The following is a 22674-nucleotide window of genomic DNA, read 5'->3' as shown; positions in this document are numbered from 1 at the left end:
ATTAATATTTCTCTATCAGATAACGATACGCTTTCAGATATTTGTTGAATCTTTTAATATCCTTAGGCGTAAGTTCCCTGTTGACTCTTCTAAGATCCATATTGTCACGAAGGTCATTTAGCTTTACCGCAACAGAGAGCAGAGATCTTTCTGTTCTTTTAATGAAATCATCATACTCTTCTTCCGGATCAAATTTGGTAAGACAGCTGATGGCGAAAATGATATATTCTGGAAACCCTTCAGACCTTAAATAATCCAGACTGAATTCTTCCGGATGATCTTCTACTACATCATGCAGTACACCAACTATTTTTTCGTCCAGTGTTTTACCATAATTCATCACACGCATTACGTGGGCTATGTATGGGGCATGGTATTTATCGGTTTGTCCTTTATGGGCTTTGTCGGCAATTTTGATTGCTCTATTCAGTAATTCTTCTTTTGTCATTTCTAATGAAAAATAGAGTACAAAAATAAAAAATGCCTTAAAAAAATAAGACATTTTTATTAAGATTATTTCAATTCATTTTAAAGATCCGCTTCATCCTCTACGTGGGCGTGTGGAGCATTGTTTTTTACAGATTCTATTCCGTTTTCCATGCCGTTGTCAGATTCATACATCTGGCTGGTTCCTATGATTTGTCCGTTTCCAGCCTTTAGATTGAAATAGCATCTGCCGTCATTGGCTGTATTTCTTTCAAATTTTGAATCTTCCTGTGAATAGGTCTTTACAGATCCGATTCCGTTTTCGCAGGATGGCTTTGTGCTGTAGCCCTGGCTGGTTAAAATAACCTGTCCGTTTCCTGCTTTGAGGTTAAACTGAAAGTCTCCGTTTGTTCTCTTAGAGATAATAAATTTTCCCATGTTTATCGTTTTTTGAATTTGTGTTGTGTTATTTGGAGGGTGTGAGTTTCTTTGGACTTACCTGGAACTTATCAGGCGTAATAGCGTTTAAAATTTTGTATTGCGAATAGTCCTTTGCAGGTTCCTTCAAAGCCAGATACATCATAGTATCATCAGGTTTCTTAATCAACATCTTATAAAGTTCTGTCCTGGGCTGATCTGATTTCAACGCAAAGTATCCGGGAAATTTTCCTTTGCTGATTATTTTTACGGTATCTGTTTTGGGAATTGAAAGTAAGTTTTCCTTTTTTTGTGCAGTCAGAGCAGCAGATAAAAGGAGTAAGGGAAATAATGTCTTCATATTATGTTTTCGTGTTTTTATGGTTTTTAGTTATACTAAAATTAGCAAAAATTATTGAAATTTAAAGTTTTTTTAAATTTCAATTCATCATACCAATACTTTTTAAGTTTCATGTTCTGATATACTTAATGTTTAGTTTTATCATTTAAATATATAAAAAACGCCCCAAAATGAGGCGTTTTGAATCAAATTTATGTTGTTAAAGACTAATAAGCCCCTTTCTCGATATAGTGAGCCGCCACTTTTTCAGTTAATGCTACTACATTCGGGTGGTTGGTATATTTCGTGAATCTTCTTAATCCGGAAAGCATCATTCTCTGCTCATCTCCTTCAGCGAAAGAAATGATTCCTTCTTTAGCGGCAGTGATGATTTTCTCAACAGCTTTGTAAAGGTTCAACTGAGCCATAGCTGCTTCTACAGAATCAGGAGAGAAATGTTTCTCTGCTCTTAATACTGCAGATTCTGCCATATAGATCTGGTTAAGGATTTCAGAAGCATTTAATAATAAGTGCTGCTGTTTCTCAATATCCATCATGAATTTCTGAAGTGCAGCTCCGGAAACCATTAGGAATACTTTCTTAAGATTTGCGATAATTGCTTTTTCCTCACTCATGAATTCTGAGTAATCAGGAACTTCAAATGAAGGGATACCCATCAATTCTTTGCTGATTGCCATTGCAGGAGATAAAAGATCCAATTCACCTTTCATTGCTCTCTTAATAAGCATTCCTACCGCTAATAATCTGTTGATTTCGTTTGTGCCTTCGTAGATTCTTGAAATCCTTGAATCTCTCCACGCAGCTTCCATTGGCGTATCTTCAGAGAATCCCATACCTCCGTAAACCTGGATTCCTTCGTCTGCAGTGTGCTGAGCAAGGTCAGAAACAAATACTTTAAGGATTGAACATTCTACCGCGAATTCTTCAACACCTTTCAATTCTGCTTCCTGATGGCTTAATCCACCTGCTACCAATTCGTCTATTTTATCCTGAACGTTTTTAGCCGCTCTGTAAGAACCTGCCTCACTTACGAAAACTCCGGTTGCCATTTCTGCCAGTTTCTTTCTGATCGCTCCGAAAGTAGCAATAGAAACACCAAACTGCTTTCTTTCGTTAGAATACTGGATAGAGTGGTTTAAGATTCTTCTCTGTGCATCAAGACAAGCAGCAGCTAATTTGATACGGCCAACGTTCAATGCATTTAAAGCGATCTTGAAACCGTTGTTTCTTTCCCCTAAAAGATTTTCCACAGGGATTTTCATATCATTGAAGAAAACCTGACGGGTAGATGAAGCACGGATACCTAATTTATGCTCTTCCTCTCCGAAAGTTAAACTCTCAGGATTTTCAAGCTCTGATCTGTTGATTACAAAACCTGTGATATTTTTATCGTCATCAATTTTCGCGAATAATGTAAATGTATCTGCAAATCCTGCATTAGAGATCCACATTTTCTGTCCGTTGATGATATAATGTTTTCCGTCTTCAGAAAGTTTTGCTCTTGTTTTTCCTGAGTTGGCATCAGAACCTGCATCCGGCTCTGTCAGACAGTAAGCTCCGAATTTTGTTCCTGTTGCTAAATCCGGAAGGTATTTTTTCTTCTGCTCTTCAGTTCCGTAAAGAACAATAGGAAGAGTTCCGATCCCCGTATGTGCTCCATAAGCTGTTGCTAATGAACCCGTAGTTCCGGAAATATAATCGCATGCAAGCATTGTTGTTACAAAGCTCATTCCAAGACCACCGTACTCTTCAGGAACAGCGATTCCCAACAATCCCATGTCACCCAATTTACGCATAGTTTCTTCAGTAAATGCATAATCTTTCTTTTCGAAACGCTCTCTCTGAGGAACTACCTCTCTGTCTATGAATTCTTTTGCTGAATCACGAAGCATCTTTTGCTCTTCATTCAGCTCTTCAATACTGAAAATTTCGTTTGCAGGAATTTGTTTAATTAGGAATTCCCCGCCTTTAAGTATATTGCTCATTTGTTATTATTTTAAATTTTAGATTATAAATTTTAAATTAGATTTTGTTGTTATAAATTTTCAGATGATGTTTTAATGATTTTAGTCAAAATATTAATGATCATTTCAATGTCTTTTAAATATGAACTGATCTCAATTTGAACAAGATTTGAAGAATCATAAAGTTTCAGCCAATATCTTGTTTCCCTTGCTTCTTTATTTGCAATAGAAAGCTTTGATATAAAATCTTTTTTAGATTGAGCAGCTATAGCTTCTTCTACATTTGCTCCAATGGAAGTTCCACAACGAAGAATTTGTTTTGATAAAATAAACTCGTTTTGAGATTTACATTCAGTATAAAATTTAATTATTCTTAAGGCAAAATCAAAAGTTTTTATTTGGATCAAATTGTCTTCTTTGAAACCCATTGCATCTAAAATTTATAATTTAAAATCTATAATTAATTAAAGTAGTTCAAAAATAGAAGCCGCTCCCTGTCCTGTTCCTACGCACATAGAAACCATTCCGTACTTGTTGCCGCGTTTTCTCATTTCGTCAAGAAGCTGAACCGTAAGTTTTGTTCCTGTGCATCCAAGTGGGTGGCCAAGAGCGATAGCTCCTCCGTTTACGTTTAAGATATCAGGATTTAAGCCTAATTCTTTCTTGATAGCAACAGATTGAGATGCGAAAGCCTCGTTAAGCTCGATCAAGTCGATGTCTTTTAACTCTAATCCTGCTTGTTTCAAAGCTTTTGGAATAGCATAAATAGGTCCCATACCCATGATTCTTGGCTCCAGTCCGGCAGCAGCATAAGCAACTAATCTTGCTTCAGGCTCCAAACCTAATTCTTTGACCATTTCCTCGCTCATTACCATTACGAAAGCTGCTCCGTCACTCATCTGAGAAGAGTTTCCGGCTGTTACGCTTCCTCCGTTGGCAAATACAGGTCTTAATTTTGCTAAACCAGCTAATGAAGTGTCAGCTCTTGGTCCTTCATCTATTGAAAAATCAAACTTTTTAGTCTGCAGTTTCTGATTTTCGTCCAGGAAATTATATTCTACAGGAATCGGAACAATCTGGTTGGCAAATTTTCCTTCCTGATTTGCTTTTAAAGCCTTCATATGAGATTCAAAAGCAAATTGATCCTGTTCTTCTCTTGTAATGTTATACTGCTTTGCAACTTCTTCTGCTGTATAACCCATTCCCCAGTAATAATCAGGGTTTGTTTTTGCAATATCCGTTTCAGGAACCGGTTTGTAACCTCCCATCGGGATATATGACATAGATTCTGTACCACCAGCGATGATACAATCTGCCATTCCAGCTTGAATTTTTGCAGAAGCAATAGCAATCGCCTCACTTCCGGAAGCACAGTATCTGTTTACGGTAACTCCCGGAACTTTATCTGTATTTAATCCCATTAAAGAGATCAGACGTGCAACGTTCAGCCCTTGTTCAGCTTCAGGCATTGCATTTCCTACGATAAGGTCGTCAATTCTGTTTTTATCTAATTGTGGTAGCTCGGCCATTAATTTTTCAATAACGGTAGCCGCCATGACATCAGGTCTTGTAAATCTTAAACTTCCTTTTGGAGCTTTTCCAACGGCAGTTCTGAAACCTTTTACTATGTATGCTGTTTTCATTTTTTTGTTTAATTAAATTGTTTAAGAATTTTTGCCTCGTAGAGGTAAACTGTTCCTAGCTATTTGTTGATGCTTTTTTTGCGGAGCCTCAGTAGGAGCGACCTGTTAATCATTAATCCATTCAAATAAATATTTTGGATCATATTCTATTTCAAATTTTGACATAAAATCCAGATATTCTTCTCTAAAAGTTTTCTTTTTATGATGTTCTTCCTGATTTAAAATATATTTTACAACAGAATCAACACTGCTTTTAGAATAAGAAAAAGCTCCGTACCCTTCCTGCCAATTGAATTTTTCATTGATCCATCCTTTTTCATTGATGAATTTTGAAGAACCCGCTTTAATATCTCTTACTAAATCTGAAACCGAAAATGTCGGATTCATACTTACAAGAATATGGACGTGGTCCGGCATTGCAAAAACAGCGAATAATTTTTGGTTTCTATTGGAAACAATACCTGTAATAAACTGATGTAATTCTTCTCTGTTTTCTTTTGAAATCAGGTTTTGTCTTCCTTTTACAGCGAAAACAATTTGAATATAAATCTGAGTGTAGGTATTTGCCATACATTAACAGGCCGCCTCTACGAGGCTTTCCAATTTTTAAAATTATTCATGCTATTAACAGTTCGCTCCTACGGAGCTTCCTGTTAGTTTCTTAGCGGTTTTCCATTTTGCAACATGTACTGAATTCTTTCCAGAGTTTTTCTTTCACCACAAAGCTGAAGGAAAGTTTCTCTTTCAAGATTCAATAAATATTGTTCTGTAACAACTGTTGGCTCAGACAGGTTTCCACCTACCATTACGTTGGCAAGTTTATCTGCAATTTTTTTGTCGTGTGCAGAGATAAAGTTTCCGGTTAACATCTGGTCAGTTCCTACGTAGAACATTCCTAATGCATCTTTACCAAGAACTTTTACCTTTTGCTCGATAGGTTGAGTATATCCTTGTTCTGCTAATAGTTTTGCTACTTTTTTAGCTTCGGCAATTTGTCTGTTTTTGCTTACGGAAACGATGTCTTTCCCTTTTTCAAGGATTCCCATATCATAAGCTTCATATGCTGACGTAGCTACTTTACCCATTGCGATGTTCATGAAAGCATCACGAAGTCTGTTATTTTTCACATCATCGTTGTGGAATTCTCTGGAAGTTCTTAAAGTCAGTTCTTTAGTACCACCACCACCAGGGATTACACCAACTCCGGTTTCTACTAGTCCAATGTATGTCTCTGCGGCTGCAACCACTCGGTCTGCATGCATCGTCATTTCGCATCCTCCACCTAGCGTCATTCCATGAGGAGCAACTACAACAGGAATAGAGGAGTAGCGTACTCTCATCATTGATTTCTGGAAATAAGCGATCGCCATATTCAAATCATCCCAATCCTGCTCGATAGCCATCATAAGGATCATGGCAAGGTTGGCTCCTACAGAGAAGTTAGCTCCCTGGTTTCCTACAACTAATCCATCGTATTCTTTTTCTGCTAAATCAATCGCTCTGTTTAATCCATCAAGGACTTCGCCTCCAAGAGAGTTCATTTTTGAACGGATCTCGAAGTTGATAATTCCATCTCCTAAATCTTCAATAGAAGCACCGGAATTGCTCCAAAGCGTTTTATTTTTTCTGATATTGTCTAAGATGATGAATGCATCCTGACCTGGGATTTTGTTGTATTCTCCTGAGTTTTTATCAACATAAATACTTTGTCCTTCATCATTAACTTTATAGAAGGTTTCTACGTTTTTCACCCAGTCTGAAACTTCGTATCCTGCATCTTTCGCAAGCTCTATACCTTTGGCAACACCTACAGCATCCCAGATTTCAAACGGTCCGTTTTCCCATCCGAAACCAGCTCTCATCGCGTCGTCAATTTTGTAAACCTCGTCAGAGATTTCAGGAACTTTGTGCGAAACATAAGCGAATAGTGCTCCTAAAGATTTTCTGTACAATTCACCCGCTTTATCTTTACCTCCGATCAGAACTTTGAATCTGTCAATTGGTTTGTCAATTGCTTTTGTTAATTCTAAAGTAGGGAACGATGATTTTCCTTGAAGTTCATACTCTAAAGTATCAAGATTTAATCCGTGAATTTCAGATTTTCCTTCTGCATTTTTCACTTTTTTATAGAAACCTTGTTCCGTTTTTGAACCAAGCCATTTGTTATCCATCATTTTCTGGATATAACCTGGAAGGGCAAATACATCATTGAAATCGTTGGCTTCAGCGCCGCTCTGGCGAACTCCATTGGCAACCATTACCAAAGTGTCAAGACCTACAACGTCAGCTGTTCTGAATGTAGCAGATTTTGGACGTCCGATCACCGGACCAGTTAATTTATCAACATCAGAAACGGTAAGTCCTAATTTCTGTACATTGTGAAGAAGGTCCATCATAGAGAATACTCCGATTCTGTTGGCAATAAAAGCTGGAGTATCTTTTGCTAAAACGGTTGTTTTACCTAAGAATTTTGCTCCGTAATTCATATAGAAATCAATGATCTCAGGAGCTGTATCGTTAGTAGGGATAATCTCTAAAAGAGGAAGATATCTCACCGGATTGAAGAAGTGTGTCCCTGCGAAGTATTTTTTGAAATCTTCGCTTCTTCCTTCTGTCAGGAAGTGAATAGGAATACCGGAAGTATTAGAAGAAATCAATGTTCCCGGTTTTCTGAACTGTTCAATCTTTTCGTAAACAGACTTTTTGATATCAAGCCTTTCTACTACTACCTCAATGATCCAGTCCGTATTTTTTATTTTCGGCAAATCATCATCAAAGTTTCCGATTTTAATTCTGTCTGCAAACTTTGGTGAATAAAGAAGTGCAGGACTTGCTTTTTTAAGTTTTTCAAAGTTTTCGGAAGCAATTCTGTTTCTTACTACTTTGTCATCTTTGGTCAAACCTTTTTTCTGTTCAGCTTCAGTAAGTTCAAAAGGAACAATATCCAAGAGTGATACTTCAACACCGATGTTGGCGAAGTGAGCAGCGATACCGCTTCCCATAATTCCTGAACCAAGAACCGTTACATGTTTGATTCTTCTTTTCATATGTAAATTTTTATTTTTATAAGATTATATGATCCCCAAAGGTCTCATCATAATTTATTTTCTGTTGTTTAATAATTCGTTTGCTATTTTCATGATTTCGGTCATCACGTCTTTAAAAGCATCCAGCTTTTCGGGAGCAATTTTTTCCATCACCTTCTTGTTGAAGTTGACAACAACTTCTTTTGACATATTTCTGGAGTTTAATCCCTTATCTGTAAGCTTAATGATAACCTCTCTTTTATCAGTGGTCGTCTTTTCCTTATAGATATATCCGTTATCTTCCAGAAGTTTGATGATTCTCGTTAATGAAGTGGGTTCAATAGCCATCTTGGGACCAAGATTGGTACTTCGGGTTCCTTCTTTAGGGTCAATTTTAAGAAGAGTAAGGGCCTGTACCGCTGTGGAATCATGTTCCTGAGCGAGTTCTGTGTACATTTTAGAAACAGCCAACCAGGTCTGCTTTAAAATTAAATCTACGTTTTCTATTTTTTCCTTATTATTATCCATCATTTTTGCGCCAATGGTTTTACCCAAATATAATAAATATTATGCATGCATAGTATTTATTAACGTTAAATTTTGTTAATAACCTGATAATAAATAGATTAAATTGTATGATTAGCATAGTACTATGCATGCATAGTATGTGGATTAATCAAAGAAAACTCAGTATTAATGAATGTTTGGAATCAAATTGATGATTTCTTCAAAAGATTCACATTGGTATCGGGCTGAATCTTTAGTAATTACCCAAAAAGCATTCTGAAAGTCAAAATTAAGGGCTGACAGGTCTTTTGGGAAGTTTTTTTGAAGCAGAGAATACAGCATTTCCTTATGAAACTGCGGTGCCGAGATGAATGGCGGAATAAAAGTTTCATTGATTTGAAATAATGATGCATTGGTGAGTTCATCATGTTGGAGAAGAATATCCTCAACAATTCCTGAATACAGCTGTTTTTCCTTTACATACCATATTTTGTCTGCAAACTCTTTGGCCAATCTCCAGTCATGGGAAGAAAACAGGATAAGTTTATTCTGTTCTTTAGCAAGTTTCCTTAAGGTTTTAAGAATAATAATCTTGTTTTTTTCGTCCAGATGGGTAGTGGGTTCATCCAGAATAATAATGGGAGAATTCTGGGTTATCGCCCGTCCGATAAAAGCTTTCTGAAGGTTTCCGTCCGACAGGTTTTTAAGAAGGGTATATCTGTATTGATTTAAATCCAGTTCTTCAATGATGTGGGCCACTTCCTCACGGTCTTCTTTTTTTAGCTCAAAATAAAAAGGGTAGTAGATGTATTTTCCAAGAGAAATAAGATCTTCAACGGTATAATGCTGCGGAATAATTGATTTTGAAAAAACAATAGCAATATTCTCAGCAATTTCTTTTACAGAAAGACTTTTTACATTTTTTCCATTAATAGAAATTTCCCCATTCAGTAAAGGGAGTTGGTGCAGAATAGATTTGATCAGCGTTGTTTTTCCTACACCATTATTACCAATCAACAAGCATACGTCACCAAGCTTCAAGTCCGCATTGGCATTGGAGATTAATGTTGTTTTGTAACCGATGTTTGCCTGTTTGATCTGTAGGTGCATGTTTTTGTTGGTTATACGCGAAGACGCAAATTGTTTTACAAAAATAATGTTTTAAGGCGCAAGGAATTTGACTTTGCCAAATTTTTATCCTGTTTATTTTATAAGTTGTTTACAATTCTTGTTACTCCATTTTTGAAAATATCAGATTGAAAATTGAGCAATAGCCCCAATTTACAGTTTGTCATTTTTAAATAGGTTAAAAGCTGTGCTTTGTGAGCGGGCGATATATATTCAACAGTTTTTATCTCCAGAATTACTTTGCTTTCAACTATTAGATCAAGTTTAAAAGCATTGTCTATTTTCAAATCTTCATAAATAATAGGAAGTAATTTTTGCTTTTCTACATGAATGCCTGATTTTGTTAGTTCATAGAACATACATTCTTCATATACATGTTCAAATAGCCCCGCTCCAAGCTTTTTATGAATCTTTAATCCTGCTTCAAAAACTACTTTTGATAATTCATTTTCTGTCATTTGTGGTGTTTTATTAAGTTTAAATATATGAATAGTTGTTTAATAATTACAATGACTTTTATTAATGATTTGCGTTTTAGAACGTAGTAAAAAATAATTGTTCTTATAAAGTGTGGCTTGTATGCCTATTGATGCGAAATGTTGGGTAAACGCAAAGGCGCAAAGTTTTTTAATGCATTGGGCGTATTTTAAGACGCAAGAAAATCAAAGATTTTCAGCAAGGGATTTAGGATATTTTTTTAGAATATTTAGAATACGCGGTGTTCAATTTTATCGGAGATAAAATCTTTGCGTCTTAAAAATATAAAGTTTTTAAAAGTTTATTGCGTCTTTGCGTTTCCAACAAAAACCTATACCTTATTCTGTTTCAGAAGCATCATCAGAATCACAGGAATCCCAAACACAGAGCTTATTACATTCAAAGGAATCTGTGTTTTTTCCGCAATAACTGAGAATAGCAGCATAATCAGCATTCCCAGAAACATATTGAGAATCCACTGCTGCCAAAGTTTTGAAGGATTATAAACGAGTCTGCAGAAGTGAGGAACAATAATTCCTATAAAGAGAATTGGTCCCAGAAATGCCGTAATAGAAGCTGAAAGGAGAGAGGAAGCAACTATTATTAAAAGCTTCAGCTGTTTTAGATTTACACCTAAACTTTGTGCATAGGAACTGCCGAGAGAGTTTCCAATAAGCGGTTTTATAGCTCTGAAACAGATAAATGTCCCAATTAACACCAAAACAAACAATACATAGATCTGGTTCCTGGTCACCATATTATTGGCTCCGAAAGACCATAATATGTAGTTTTTTAAGCTTTGATTCTCTGCATAAAACTGAAGCAATGATACGATGGCCCCGGCAAAAGCAGATACAAGAAACCCGAAAATAATAAGATAAGATTTGTCCTGAAATCTGTTAGACATTGACAGCAATATCAGCATTAAGAGCAAACTTCCCCCAATGGCTGACAAACTGAGAAAACTGTTCTGTAAAAACTCTGGAAGTAAAATATCGTGGGAAAAGAAAATATAAAAGGCAACCGATAGACTCGCAACCGAAGTGATTCCCAATATATCAGGTCCTGCCAGCGGGTTTTGAAAATATTCCTGCATCAGAAAACCTGAAGTAGGAATTGAAATTCCGGCTAACATCATTACAAGAACACGATTGATGCGGATTTCAGCGATTTGATTATGATCAGAATTCTGGAAGAAATCCTGGAAATCTAAACTTAAAAATCCTGTATTCAGATTGATGACCGCACTCATAATAATGGCAATCACGAATAGCAAACACAGGATTTTAAATCTTTTTGACATGATTCAGAAAAAGTTCAGTCTATTTTTATTGTAAGAAAGAATCGATTTTTGAATTTAATACATCTTCCGTCATCATTCCCAGATATTCATCGGTTTTATCTCCTTTTCTCATAAAAGTAAAAGGAATAGAACCTCCGTCCCATTGTTTGAAATTGGAAGTGAAGAAATTTTGATCCAGTTTTTGTCCATCCAGTAAGATCACACTTTTTCCCAGCTTATTTTCTGTTGCAAAATTCTTTACAGCATCAGCCCAGTCAGCTTTATCATCAAGGTTGATGAAAGTGAATTTTACGGGTTTACCCTTCAGTTCCTCCATCTTGCTTTTAAAACTTGGAATTTCTCTCATACATGGTCCGCACCAGGTTGCAAAAAAGTTAGTGACATATAAAGTATCATTATTTTTTGCTAAATACTGACTTACATTTTCAGGAGAAAGTTCTTTGGGAACATACGTACTTTCCTCAGCACCCGTAGGTTGGGCTACAGAAACAGAATCTGCAGCTGCTGTATTTTCGGTTTTCTGACCTTCTTTTTTACAGCTGTACAATGCAGTAAGGAGTAACGTTGATAAAATTATCTTCTTCATAAATTATTTTTTATCTATTTTTGAATTGAAGTTATGGAACAACAAATCTATAAAGGGAAACTGATACAGTTTCATCCGTTAAAAATAGCGAAAAAGGAAGAGCTGACCAAAAATACTTTTTCTCTGGAGTTTGATATTCCTGAGAATTTAAAGGAAAATTTCAGGTTTGAAGCCGGGCAGTTCGTCAGTATAAGATTTCAGGCACATGGGAAAGAGGTTATTAATGATTATTCAATGACTTCGGCTCCCTATGAAGGTAAAATATGTCTGGGGATAAAAGTTAATTCCGTTGAAGGGGCTACTTCGCAATTATTTCAAAACTATAAAGCTGGTGACGAACTATGGGTGAGTGAACCCGCAGGAAGATTTACCATCGTATCCAAACCCAGTGAATTCAGGACGATTGTAGCTTTTGCTGCCGGCATTGGAATTACACCGATTCTGAGCCATTTTAAAAATATTCTTCACAACGAACCCAGAACACGGTTATTTTTATTTTTTGGAAATAAAAGCTCTGACGATCTGGTGTACCGTGATCAATTGGATAATCTTGCCAGAACATGTGGAGACAGACTTCAGATTTTTTACTTTTTTTCCCAGGAGAAGACAGGAGATCAGTTTTTTTATGGCAGACTGGATGCCAAGAAATTAAATCTTATCATCAATCAGATACTTCATTTGGATGATACCGACGAAGAATCTACGATCTGGGATGCAGTGGACGAAGTGCTGATCTGCGGGAAAGGAGAAATGATCAAGACATTGGCCAATGCTTGCTATCACCACGGAATTCCGAAAAAGAACATCCATTTTGAACTTTTTGAAGAATTTAATGATGATATTTATCCTGTAGAAAAAGAATTTCCTCTGATTGAAGATATAGAGGTTGAATTTACCATGCTCGGAAAAAAATATACTACTCATCTTCCTGATAACAAGGATAAAATCCTGCAGCAGCTTTTGATTCAAAAGTTTCCGGTTCCTTATTCGTGTAAGTCCGGAATTTGTGGAAGTTGTGAATGTTCTTTGGAGGAAGGTGAAGTGGAACTGCTGGAAAATGAATATCTTACTGAAAAAGAGGAAGAGCAGGGGCACATATTAGCTTGTATGTCTATTGTGAAAAGTAAAAAAATAAAGCTTAACTTTGATCTTAGTTGAGAGTTATTAGGAACATATTTAACCTGGGCTTTATATCATTGGAATTAGGAATTCTGATGATATGCTTCTGTAATGTGTGGGTTTTCGGGCTTACCAACGGGAGAACCTATACTAAAATCTCAAAAATCCCGCCAAGAGAAGTAGCATTGGTTTTGGGAACATCTCCGAAAATGAGATCTGGAAAATCTAATCCGTATTTTACGAAAAGAATGGATGCTGCGGCTCTTCTTTATCATCATGGGAAGATCAAGAAAATTATAGTGAGCGGGGAGAAGAGTACAGGTTACAATGAGCCGAGAGCAATGAAAAATTACCTGGTTTATCTGGAAGGGGTTCCTGAAGATATTATTGTGGAAGACCCGAAAGGTTTCAATACCTATAAAAGTATTCTCCGTTGTAAGGATGTGTATAAAAAGAAGAATGTCATTATTGTATCTCAGGGATATCACAACCTTAGGGCTTTGTTTTTTGCGAGAAATAATGATATGAATGCTTTGGGATTTGATGCTCAGGATGTCACAAAGTCCGAAAGTTTCTACAGAAACCAGACGAGGGAAATCCTCGCCCGTGTGATTGCTGTAGTCTATTTTATTTTAGGCGTTTCTCCGGATTGATTAGAAAGGATATCCGAACGCGATATTAACAGTAGGTTTAAAAGGCTGGATATATTTGAATCTCCATCGGTCTCCATCAGGTTTATTCGGGTCATAGATCTTATAAGCAAGGTCAATTCTGGCCGTTACATAGGCGATATTAACCCTTAATCCGAATCCACTTCCGATACCTACCTGCTTCAGAAACTTATTGAATTTAAACTCGTCCCCATATCCGTCATTATAGTTACGAAGGCTCCATGTATTTCCTATATCGGTAAATAAAGCTCCCTCATAAGTCTTATTGAATGGAATTCGGTATTCAATATTGGTGGTAAGCTTCAAATTATCTGTCATGTAAGTACGTACTCTTTCATCCACCTGAGAATCTGCAGGACCTAACCCTCCAAATGCCACCCAGGCTCTGATATCGTTGGAACCTCCATTAAAATATGATTTGATGATCGGCATATCCTGAGAATTTCCATACGGTATTCCAACCCCGATAAACTGGCGAAGTACCAATGTCTGGTTTCCATTGAATTTAAAATACTTCCTGGCATCAATATCAAATTTTATAAACTGTGCATATGGAAGTCCGAAAATGGTTTTTTGAGGACCGGTAACAACACCTCCGTCGTTATCCTTTTTATTGAATAAGCTTAAAATATTACCTGCAAGCTCAACTTTCCCATTGAAATAAAAGGCATTTGGATATTCTTTTTTCCCGATTTCACTGTATACAAAGTTATAAATCATGGAAGAAATAAGCACATCCTGCGTCTGTCTGTCTTTGTTCACCAAAGTTCCTGTAAATGCTGTTAAAAGATCTCTTCCCTGCTGATCGAGACTTCCACGGTAAGCATCATTCTCAATAATCTTTTTGGAAACCTCATCTACACTGAGTTTTCCATCTTTATAATCTTGTCCGGTTTGCGCAGTTTCCGGGTTAAACATAAAATAATTTCCGAAAACTTCATCTTTTACCCTTCCGTCATTCACAAAGTAATCGTAGTAGGCATCTTTATTTTTTGTCAAACTGATCTGAGTATTGAATAAAGTAAGCTTGTGATACACCTGATCATTAACACTTGCCTGATAGTTCAGCCCCGTATTGAAAATCAACCTTCCCAAACCGATATTGTTCTGTATGGATGCCCCCAACAAAATAGATGAAGTTGGCGTATATCTTTTAGGAATGAATTTATAATAATTAAAAGGAAGCAAAAGCCTCGGGAAATTCAAAGATGCCTGAGCTGATATCTCATAGGCGGCAACTCTTTTATCAATATCCTTGGTACTTCTGATCGATCCAAATGTCCCTGAAAGGCTTGTGGAAAGGTTTTCTGCCCCTCTGAAAACGTTTCGGGTAGTAAGGTCTACGGAAGGAGAGATACCGAGATTTAAGACCTGAGAATAATTGATATCTGTTCCCAGTTTAAATTCGTACTTCGGAAGCGGTTTTAATACATATAATAAATCAACAATACTGTCGTTAGGTGAAGACATTCCTCCTTGTCTCAGGGAATCTCTTGCCTTAACGATGCTGAAATTATTCATGGCCAAAAGGTTTCTCTTGGTTACATCAAGCTTAGTCTGATCAAAAACCTTTTTACTGTCCGGAATAATAGCTCTCCATATAGATGAAAGTTTATATTTGTCATTCATCGTATGGAACCTTATTCTTCTTAAGCTGTCTTTTTTTGTATTTTTAGGGTAATCACCAGGCTCATCTACAATGGCAACATCTATATTTCCGAAAGTTGAAATCTTATAAGGTGTATCCAGAGAGTCTTTATGGATTTCCAGTGTCAAAGGAATCTGCTTTCTGCTTTTAAGAGAATCTGCCACAAAATATACCTCATCATTCGAGGCGTTGAATCTGTAGAAACCAAACTCTCTCATCATATCAGTAATTCGGGTTACCTCTCTCTCAAGAACGGTCTGGTCAAGTATCTGCCCGGATCTCACAAGACTTTTGTTCAGATTATAGTTGTAGTAGCCTTTGATACCCTGATCCGGAATATTGTAAAAATAATCCTTGATCATGGTAGGGTCGTTATGTTTAATAGAATAATTAACGGTTGCTTTTTTTGAAGCAGAGTCCAGGCTATGTTTAAAGGTTACGTCTGCATCCCAATATCCTCTGTAAGTAAGTCTTTTTTTAATAGACTCAGCGCTTTTTTCACTTCTGGTCTGATCAAGAATTACCGGTGGTGTTCCCCAATTATGCAGTAAACGATCGAACAGCAGGCTTTTTCCGACACTACTTTTCATATCGTATTTAAGGAATAAAGAGTCTCTCAGCTTCTGATTTCTCATTTCACCAGGATAAGTCATGTATTCATTAAGTATCGTATCATATTTCGGATCAGCCATATTGTACAGAAGAAGACTTAATGGCATGAAAAGGAATTGCTTTTTATTGGGCTTTTGCTGAATATAATCTTTCAGTTCCTCATCGAAAAATTCTTTCTTATCCTCGAACCCTAATGTGTTCTTGGTAAGCAGGTATTCGCCTTCAGGAACTTTTTTTGTCGTACTACAAGCATAAAGGAGACCAACAAATGTTGCAAATGAGATAATTTTATAATATTTTTGAGGAGAATTCTTATAATGCTTACAGCTCATACAATAAAAGTTTTACAATCTTTAGATAAAAAGAAGTTCAGACAAAAATACAATTTGTTTTTGGTTGAAGGTAATAAAATCATTTGTGAACTTTTTAATTCTAACTTTAAAGTTAAAGAAATATTTTCAACCGATCCACAAAAATTGGACCGTACTGATATTCCCGTTATCCATATCTCTGAAAATGAATTAAAAAAAATCAGTTTTCTTAAAACGCCAAAAGATTCCGTAGCGGTATGCTGTCTTGCCGAGGAAGAAAAATTGACGGATAAGAATATACAGCTGGTTTTGGATGGAATACAGGATCCCGGAAATTTAGGGACCATTATACGACTGGCAGACTGGTTCGGGATAGAACAAATCATCTGCAGTGAAGATACCGTAGATGTCTACAATCCAAAAGTGATTCAGGCAACTATGGGCTCTTTTACAAGGGTTAATGTAGTGTATACTGATCTTGTGGAATATCTTTCTGCAACGGAAAATATAAATATCGGAACGGATATGGAAGGGGAGAACATCTACACGTTTGAGAAACCTGAAAAAATCAATCTGATTTTAGGAAATGAAGGAAACGGAATGAGACCGGAAACTGAAAAGCTTTTACAAAAAAGTATCAGTATTCCAAGATTTGGAAAATCCCAGTCTACAGAAAGCCTGAATGTTTCAATGGCTGCGGGGATTATTTTAGGTCAGTTATTTTCAAAATAAGATTTAGAAATTAGGGCCTAGGAAGTGAAAATGTAAACTATTTTCTAAATCCTAAGCCCTAATTCCTTAAATCAGTTGTTCCATACTGGAAACACTTTTATTTTTCTGATATACTTCCATCTTTTTTCTGACATACTTCAATGCTATAGGCGCAAGGTAGATCAATGCAGCACCAATAAGTTTTTTCTTCCAGTTGGAGCTTTTCATGTTCTTTTTGGCGTAATTTCCTACAATAGCGGTAACTCCTAGTTTAACAAGGCTGTCTGTAATATTACCACCTTTGAAAGCAGAGCTTGCAATTCCTACAGCGGTATTTTTGTTAATCAACAAATCTTTTACTTCTGAGGTAAGCTGCTTGGCAATGATGTCCTTTCTGAGAACTACTTTTTCATCACCGTCTTCATCTATTTTTTCCTGAAGGTACTGATCACTTAATCCGTTGGTAAATGCACTCAGGCTTTCCTTCGTATTTTTGAAGGTAAGAAGATTCTCCAGATCACTTATTTCACCTTGAAGCAGTTTTTTCTTTCTTCTTAATTCTTCTATGCTCTCGTATTTTCTGCCCATAGTTTAATGATTTAAAAATTTAATAACCTGATCTGCAACAGTATTTACGATCTTAGTTTTGAAGGCAACGACGAATGCCATTACCAGTGCATAGAATGCAGCAACAATTAAGAATCCGTAAGAATAATTATCCAGTGCTTTTCCGATAAGGAAAGCGATTCCAAAATTGAAAAGGATAATAAAAAAAGCAAAAGCAACAAGCAGTACTACAAAGTAAGTAATGAGCCCGGCAGAAAGAGACGACTTTTCAGTCGCTTCAATTTTCAGAAGATCTATTCTCTTGGAGGCGTATTCTTTAATAGTTTCTATCATTGTTTTTTTTTAAAGTTACAAAAAAAGGAACTTTTGTGCAAAAGTTCCTTTCTGTAATTTACTTAAAAAGATAAATTACTTATTTTTTTAGATCGTTCAGTTCTGCTTCTACATCTTTTGCCAAATCTGCAGTTTTAGAAACAATCTGATCTTTATATTTGTCATATCCGTCTTTCACAGTATGTGCTACGCTGCTTGCCGTTTCTTTGAAAGTAGAAGAAATATTGCCATATTGGTCTTTTACTTTTTCAGAAACCTCTCCGTATTTATTTTTAGCCTGATCTTTAAGATCATTTGCTTTATCCTTGATTTTTTTTCTGGTTTCTTTACCTTCTTCCGGTGCATAAAGCATTCCTAAGATTACACCTGCCGCAGCACCTGCAAGAAGTCCTGCCAATATACCTGCTGTATTATTTCCTTTTCTAGACATTTTAAGTTTTTTAATAATTAATAATAGATTAGTTTTTACAGTAATAAAACTTACAATTTGTATACCAAAGGAGGCTTTAAGCCTATTAAAAATTGTTAAATCTTTTCGATGTGAGATAAAATAAGCTCTATTGTTTCTTCTTTGGTCAGTTCCGAATTATCAATAACTATGGCGTCCTCAGCCTGCTTTAATGGGGCTATTTCACGCTCGCTGTCAATCTTATCACGTTCTATAAGGTTCTGCTTTACCTGTTCTTTATCTGCTTCAATTCCCAAACCTTGTAGTTCCAGAAACCTTCTTTTGGTCCTTTCATCAATACTGGCAGTAAGAAAGAATTTGTAGTCAGCATTTGGCAGAACTACTGTCCCAATGTCACGTCCATCCATAATAACACCTCCTTTTTCTGCCAAAGTGCGCTGTGACTGCAGCAAAAAGTCTCTTACTTCTTTCTGCTTGGCAACAAGGCTTACATTGTCAGATACTATATTGGTACGAATTTCTTTAGAGATATCCGTATCATTAAGGAAAAGAATAAGTGTTCCGTCGTTATTTTTAAACTCAAGGCTGATCTGGTCTAAAGAAGAGAATAATATATCCAGATCAATTCCTTCATTTTCGTCCAGACAGTGCTGCAATGCATACCAGGTAACTCCTCGGTAGAGAGCTCCTGTGTCCATATGAATAAGTCCCAGTTTATCTGCAATGATTTTAGAGATAGAACTTTTTCCGGTAGACGAGTACCCATCGATAGCAATTACAGGTTTTTTCATACTGCAAATTTCAAGATTTTTTCTTAAAAATCAAGAGGAAGTAAGAAAAATTCAGAATAATTAAGAAAATTTAAGCCGGAAGATTACTCTCCTCTGTGGCTTGAAAGGTCCATAGAAATTCCTATCTGATTGACATTAGAAGAGTTGTGATATCTTACGTGTGCATAATCTATACGAAATCTGGAAACTTTAACTCCAAATCCTGCAGAAAGTCCTGAGAAATTTCTCTGATCTGCAACCGCCAGTTCATTTCCTCTTTTTACATTATAACCCAACCGGATGTTGAAATTCTTTTCCGGAAACAATTCAGCTCCCAATGAAAAGTGGTCTGCAATTTTTCTGCCGGCATTCACTTTCTGTCCGTCCAGATTATATTCTGAAGAAATGTCAAACTTCTGAAGATCATGCGCTGTAATGGTAATCGCAAGAGGGAAGTTTTTGATTATCCTGGTATATCCAAGATCAATTCTGAAGGGAAGATTTTCTCTTGTCCCATTGAATGATTTCAGCTGGAAACCAAAATTTCTCATTACCAAAGAAAGTACTTCTTTGTTTTTTTTATTATGATAGGTAACTCCCGCTGTTCCTGAAATTGCGGAAGAAGTATAGTTGTCAATTTTTGAGGTAACAAAATTAAGTCCTCCACCAATTGTCCAGTCTTCCTCAAACTGGTAGGCATAGCCTGCGCCAATGGCTACATCCGAAGCTTTGAATTCTCCGTTTTCGAAACCGCTTTCATCCGTTCTCGGTGTACTTCCATAGCTCATATACCTGGCATTGATGGTAGCCATATGGCCATTATCAAAGTCTTTGGCATAAGCAATAGTTCCGTATTTTGAATCGGCAAGATAAGCTGTTGCGTTTACAGAAAGCTGTTTGTCAGAATCTTTATTTAATAGGGCAGGGTTTGCAATAGCAAAGGAAACATCATAATCTCTTATCGAAATTGCATCGCCACCCAAAGCAGCCTGTCTTGCAGATACAGGTACATTTAAGAACGGATAAACATTTGTTCCTGTTTGCGCATAAGAAACAATTCCTGATAGAAATAATGAAAAAATGATAATTTTCTTCAACTCAATTTATAATTAATGCAAAAATAATCCTTTTTCGTACTTTTCAAAATATTTCTTACATTATTTCTATTTAATATTTTTCTTTTATCAAAATTTTTAATGATTATATTTGCAAAATCAAATTCCGGGGAAACCCTACTAGTAAAAAGTTATTAAAAATAAAAGATGAAATATAAAAGAATCCTTCTGAAACTGAGCGGTGAGGCCTTAATGGGAAACAGACAATATGGTATTGATACCGAAAGACTACAGGAATATGCTGTTGAAATCAAAAAAGTAGTTGAAAAAGGCTGTGAAGTTGCGATCGTGATTGGAGGAGGAAATATCTTCCGTGGTGTTGCAGGAGCTGCAAAAGGAATGGACAGAGTGCAGGGAGACTATATGGGAATGCTGGCAACAGTCATTAATGGTATGGCATTGCAAGGGGCGTTGGAAGATGCAGGCATCAAGACAAGACTTCAGTCTGCTATCGAAATGGATAAAGTAGCTGAACCTTTCATCAAAAGAAGAGCGGTAAGACACCTTGAAAAAGGAAGAGTTGTCATCTTCGGAGCAGGAACTGGAAACCCTTATTTTACTACAGATACAGCCGCTACTTTGAGAGCAATCGAAATTGGAGCTGATGTAATCTTAAAAGGAACAAGAGTAGACGGTATCTATGACAGCGATCCTGAAAAGAATGTTAATGCTGTAAAATACAATTCATTATCTTTCGATGAAGTATTTGAAAAAAATCTTAAAGTAATGGATATGACTGCCTTTACTTTGAGCCACGAAAACAAATTGCCAATCATTGTATTCGATATGAATAAAGATGGTAACCTTTCAAAAATTGTTGACGGAGAAAATGTAGGTACTTTGGTTGATTTATAATCAATTTATTAGAAAAAATATAAAAAACACCTGCCACGATTATCGTGACAGGTGTTTTGTTTTTATAGCAGTTTTAATGCCTATTTATCTGCTTCAATATTTTGCGTGGCATTTTCCTTTTCAACCAGAGTGTAGTGGGAGAAAACCCATTCAATGATCTGATTTATTATTTTCATGATCATCTCAAACTCGGTGACAGCAGTTACTCCCGGTACCAGCTTCACAACGTCCGGTTTGGGCAATGGCTTTGGTAGAATAAGACCAGTCACCTGAGGATCAGATCCGGTTGCAGGAATACCATTATACATGCCCACATGTTGTACTGATAACTGAAGCATATAATCTTGTAAGGTTGCCGGAGGTGTTTTGATGCTGATCGAGGAACTGCTTGAGTGTTGTAGTTGGCCCGGAAGCGATTGGTTTTGTATTCTTGTATAGTTGGCTCCTGATTTTGAAGAATCATCAATAGCCATCTTTTGTAAAGCTTTTAATATGGAAGCCGTCATATTGGTAGTGGCCTGTCCATATATAGTTGCAATTTTTTCCAGTTCTGATACCGGCCACGCATGAGGGACAACATCCAGATCATTCCAGTGCATGGTATTCCAACTTTGGTAGGTACCTGATTGTTGCTGCCATCCTGGTGGCAACGGTGGGAATTTGCTGTTGAACAGGCTGGCAAATGCTGCCTCACCCGGAGTTGGTCCGGCGGTAGGATATACAAGTTTTACACCGAATGCATTCAGATCTTTATTTTCTTTCAGATAAAGAGCAAGGGTAGGCGATAATGCTCCTGCAAGACTATGTCCGCAAAATATAATAGCTGTACCCGGTTCCGGATTTAAGCCTGCAAGAAACTGCTGCAGTGTAGTTTTAGGTGAAGCTGCAGAATCTGGGCTTTCAAGTCCGAGAAGGATGCTTACACCGGTAGCTGTACCTTTTGAAATATAAGGATCAGTACCATTATAAGGTGATGGAGCAAAATTGGAAGGGTTATAAGTCGTCCAGTTTACCACTTCTGAAACTGAGAAATCTTCTGTTTCCCAATCGTAAAGGGATGATGGATTAGTTGCTGCAATAGCAACAACATAAGCGGGCAATGTAGGACCTCCCGGAAATGCAACAGCGTCACATTTAACTACGTATAATGCATTATCTGCAACTCCTGTAGGAACTCCCTTTTCATTTTTTTCTTCGATCAGGGCAGGACCCCAGACAAGATCCCAGCTTCCTAATTCCGATAGAACTGAAGGATTAGCTGTGGAAGGTGTTTTCTGATCCATTATTTTAACAGGAGGAACATTGTTAAAATAATAGGATAAATCATACTGAAGCTGTTGCTGTAGCTGGATACCAAAACCGTTGTAGCCTCCTGCGCGGTTGGCAAGACCTGCCATACCAAATACTTGTTGATAGGCATCTAAAGATGGATTTGTCATAATGTGATTGGTTTAAATTAGTTTATAAAGTGATTATGAATTCTTTTACATAAAATTCTCTTTTGTGTGATATTATAATCTCTGTTGAGAACTTTACTAAATGATAAAGTAAAATAAGTCATAAAAAATGGCTTGTAAATCAGTAGAAATAACCAAAATATCCTATAGGTATTTGTACCGGAAGACTTCATTTAGGACCATTAAAAGCCATCTTCTTTTTTTTAAGCAGGGACAAGTACACAAAATCCATCTGTGAAATACCTATTATTCAAAAAC

At 36.5% G+C, this 22674-nt stretch carries 24 protein-coding genes; 4 read left to right on the top strand and 20 right to left on the bottom strand.

Annotated elements, in window-relative coordinates:
* Position 1: 1 nt before the first annotated feature.
* The 13 genes from ACLMCG_RS02825 to ACLMCG_RS02765 all read right to left on the bottom strand — a co-directional run bounded on the left by ACLMCG_RS02825 (position 2) and on the right by ACLMCG_RS02765 (position 11838).
* Entirely contained in the window at positions 2-448 is a 447-nt protein-coding gene (locus ACLMCG_RS02825) for a phosphohydrolase (RefSeq protein WP_223598781.1), read from the bottom strand.
* 80 nt (positions 449-528) lie between these two features.
* Positions 529-864 (bottom strand): YegP family protein, encoded by a 336-nt coding sequence (locus ACLMCG_RS02820; RefSeq protein ID WP_413958707.1) that lies wholly within the window; start codon positions 862-864, stop codon positions 529-531.
* 28 nt (positions 865-892) lie between these two features.
* A complete protein-coding gene (locus ACLMCG_RS02815) occupies positions 893-1204 on the bottom strand; it encodes a hypothetical protein (RefSeq protein WP_413958706.1) in 312 nt (103 codons plus the stop codon).
* Positions 1205-1410: 206 nt separating this feature from the next.
* Complete coding sequence (locus ACLMCG_RS02810) at positions 1411-3189, bottom strand: acyl-CoA dehydrogenase family protein (RefSeq protein ID WP_413958705.1); 1779 nt, start codon at positions 3187-3189, stop codon at positions 1411-1413.
* Positions 3190-3239: 50 nt separating this feature from the next.
* The gene (locus ACLMCG_RS02805) at positions 3240-3596 is read right to left on the bottom strand and encodes a four helix bundle protein (RefSeq protein WP_413958704.1); all 357 of its coding nucleotides are present in this window, start codon (positions 3594-3596) and stop codon (positions 3240-3242) included.
* A 36-nt stretch (positions 3597-3632) separates the two neighbouring features.
* Positions 3633-4811, bottom strand: a complete 1179-nt coding sequence (locus ACLMCG_RS02800) for a thiolase family protein (protein WP_223598776.1) — start codon at positions 4809-4811, stop codon at positions 3633-3635.
* A gap of 105 nt (positions 4812-4916) precedes the next feature.
* The gene (gene tnpA, locus ACLMCG_RS02795; RefSeq protein WP_413958703.1) at positions 4917-5381 is read right to left on the bottom strand and encodes an IS200/IS605 family transposase; all 465 of its coding nucleotides are present in this window, start codon (positions 5379-5381) and stop codon (positions 4917-4919) included.
* A gap of 83 nt (positions 5382-5464) precedes the next feature.
* Positions 5465-7858, bottom strand: a complete 2394-nt coding sequence (locus ACLMCG_RS02790) for a 3-hydroxyacyl-CoA dehydrogenase/enoyl-CoA hydratase family protein (RefSeq protein ID WP_413958702.1) — start codon at positions 7856-7858, stop codon at positions 5465-5467.
* A gap of 54 nt (positions 7859-7912) precedes the next feature.
* Positions 7913-8365 carry a MarR family winged helix-turn-helix transcriptional regulator gene (locus ACLMCG_RS02785; protein ID WP_034694513.1) on the bottom strand — a complete coding sequence of 151 codons (453 nt, stop codon included), beginning with the start codon at positions 8363-8365 and terminating at the stop codon, positions 7913-7915.
* Between the two features lie 165 nt (positions 8366-8530).
* Positions 8531-9454: an ABC transporter ATP-binding protein gene (locus tag ACLMCG_RS02780; RefSeq protein WP_413958701.1), complete on the bottom strand. Its 924-nt coding sequence runs from the start codon at positions 9452-9454 to the stop codon at positions 8531-8533.
* Positions 9455-9552: 98 nt separating this feature from the next.
* Positions 9553-9930 carry a GxxExxY protein gene (locus ACLMCG_RS02775; protein ID WP_223598772.1) on the bottom strand — a complete coding sequence of 126 codons (378 nt, stop codon included), beginning with the start codon at positions 9928-9930 and terminating at the stop codon, positions 9553-9555.
* A gap of 350 nt (positions 9931-10280) precedes the next feature.
* Positions 10281-11252, bottom strand: coding sequence for a FecCD family ABC transporter permease (locus tag ACLMCG_RS02770; protein ID WP_413958700.1), 972 nt, complete (start codon positions 11250-11252; stop codon positions 10281-10283).
* A gap of 25 nt (positions 11253-11277) precedes the next feature.
* Positions 11278-11838, bottom strand: a complete 561-nt coding sequence (locus ACLMCG_RS02765) for a TlpA family protein disulfide reductase (protein WP_413958699.1) — start codon at positions 11836-11838, stop codon at positions 11278-11280.
* A 33-nt stretch (positions 11839-11871) separates the two neighbouring features.
* On the opposite strand from ACLMCG_RS02765, the gene ACLMCG_RS02760 reads away from it, so the two are divergent.
* Both ACLMCG_RS02760 and ACLMCG_RS02755 read left to right on the top strand, forming a co-directional pair.
* Positions 11872-12996: a 2Fe-2S iron-sulfur cluster-binding protein gene (locus ACLMCG_RS02760; protein ID WP_413958698.1), complete on the top strand. Its 1125-nt coding sequence runs from the start codon at positions 11872-11874 to the stop codon at positions 12994-12996.
* Positions 12997-13052: 56 nt separating this feature from the next.
* Positions 13053-13610: a vancomycin high temperature exclusion protein gene (locus tag ACLMCG_RS02755; protein WP_374200534.1), complete on the top strand. Its 558-nt coding sequence runs from the start codon at positions 13053-13055 to the stop codon at positions 13608-13610.
* On the opposite strand, the gene ACLMCG_RS02750 is transcribed toward ACLMCG_RS02755, so the two are convergent.
* A complete protein-coding gene (locus ACLMCG_RS02750; RefSeq protein ID WP_413958697.1) occupies positions 13611-16220 on the bottom strand; it encodes a BamA/TamA family outer membrane protein in 2610 nt (869 codons plus the stop codon).
* On the opposite strand from ACLMCG_RS02750, the gene ACLMCG_RS02745 reads away from it, so the two are divergent.
* The gene (locus ACLMCG_RS02745; protein WP_413958696.1) at positions 16206-16931 is read left to right on the top strand and encodes a TrmH family RNA methyltransferase; all 726 of its coding nucleotides are present in this window, start codon (positions 16206-16208) and stop codon (positions 16929-16931) included. The two genes, ACLMCG_RS02750 and ACLMCG_RS02745, sit on opposite strands and share 15 nt — an antisense overlap.
* Before the next feature lie 66 nt (positions 16932-16997).
* Here ACLMCG_RS02745 and ACLMCG_RS02740 read toward each other — a convergent pair whose 3' ends face one another.
* From ACLMCG_RS02740 to porQ, 5 genes are all read right to left on the bottom strand, one after another.
* Positions 16998-17498, bottom strand: coding sequence for a phosphoribosyl-ATP pyrophosphatase (locus ACLMCG_RS02740; RefSeq protein WP_223598766.1), 501 nt, complete (start codon positions 17496-17498; stop codon positions 16998-17000).
* A 3-nt stretch (positions 17499-17501) separates the two neighbouring features.
* A complete protein-coding gene (locus ACLMCG_RS02735) occupies positions 17502-17810 on the bottom strand; it encodes a phage holin family protein (protein WP_034694332.1) in 309 nt (102 codons plus the stop codon).
* Between the two features lie 79 nt (positions 17811-17889).
* On the bottom strand, positions 17890-18240 hold the full coding sequence (locus ACLMCG_RS02730; RefSeq protein ID WP_047375131.1) for a YtxH domain-containing protein: 351 nt from the start codon (positions 18238-18240) through the stop codon (positions 17890-17892).
* Between the two features lie 95 nt (positions 18241-18335).
* Entirely contained in the window at positions 18336-19010 is a 675-nt protein-coding gene (gene cmk, locus ACLMCG_RS02725) for a (d)CMP kinase (RefSeq protein WP_413958695.1), read from the bottom strand.
* Positions 19011-19093: 83 nt separating this feature from the next.
* Complete coding sequence (porQ, locus tag ACLMCG_RS02720; protein WP_413958694.1) at positions 19094-20086, bottom strand: type IX secretion system protein PorQ; 993 nt, start codon at positions 20084-20086, stop codon at positions 19094-19096.
* A 165-nt stretch (positions 20087-20251) separates the two neighbouring features.
* Here porQ and pyrH point away from each other — a divergent pair, with 165 nt between their 5' ends.
* The gene (pyrH, locus tag ACLMCG_RS02715) at positions 20252-20959 is read left to right on the top strand and encodes a UMP kinase (RefSeq protein WP_223598763.1); all 708 of its coding nucleotides are present in this window, start codon (positions 20252-20254) and stop codon (positions 20957-20959) included.
* Positions 20960-21039: 80 nt separating this feature from the next.
* On the opposite strand, the gene ACLMCG_RS02710 is transcribed toward pyrH, so the two are convergent.
* Positions 21040-22398, bottom strand: a complete 1359-nt coding sequence (locus tag ACLMCG_RS02710) for a lipase family protein (RefSeq protein ID WP_413958693.1) — start codon at positions 22396-22398, stop codon at positions 21040-21042.
* Between the last annotated feature and the right edge of the window lie 276 nt (positions 22399-22674).

Origin of the sequence: Chryseobacterium sp. S90 (assembly GCF_047444895.1) — a bacterium.
Taxonomy (GTDB): Bacteria; Bacteroidota; Bacteroidia; order Flavobacteriales; family Weeksellaceae; genus Chryseobacterium.
The sequence above is the reverse complement of the archived record's forward strand: the minus strand, read 5'-3'. Positions and strand labels throughout refer to the sequence as shown.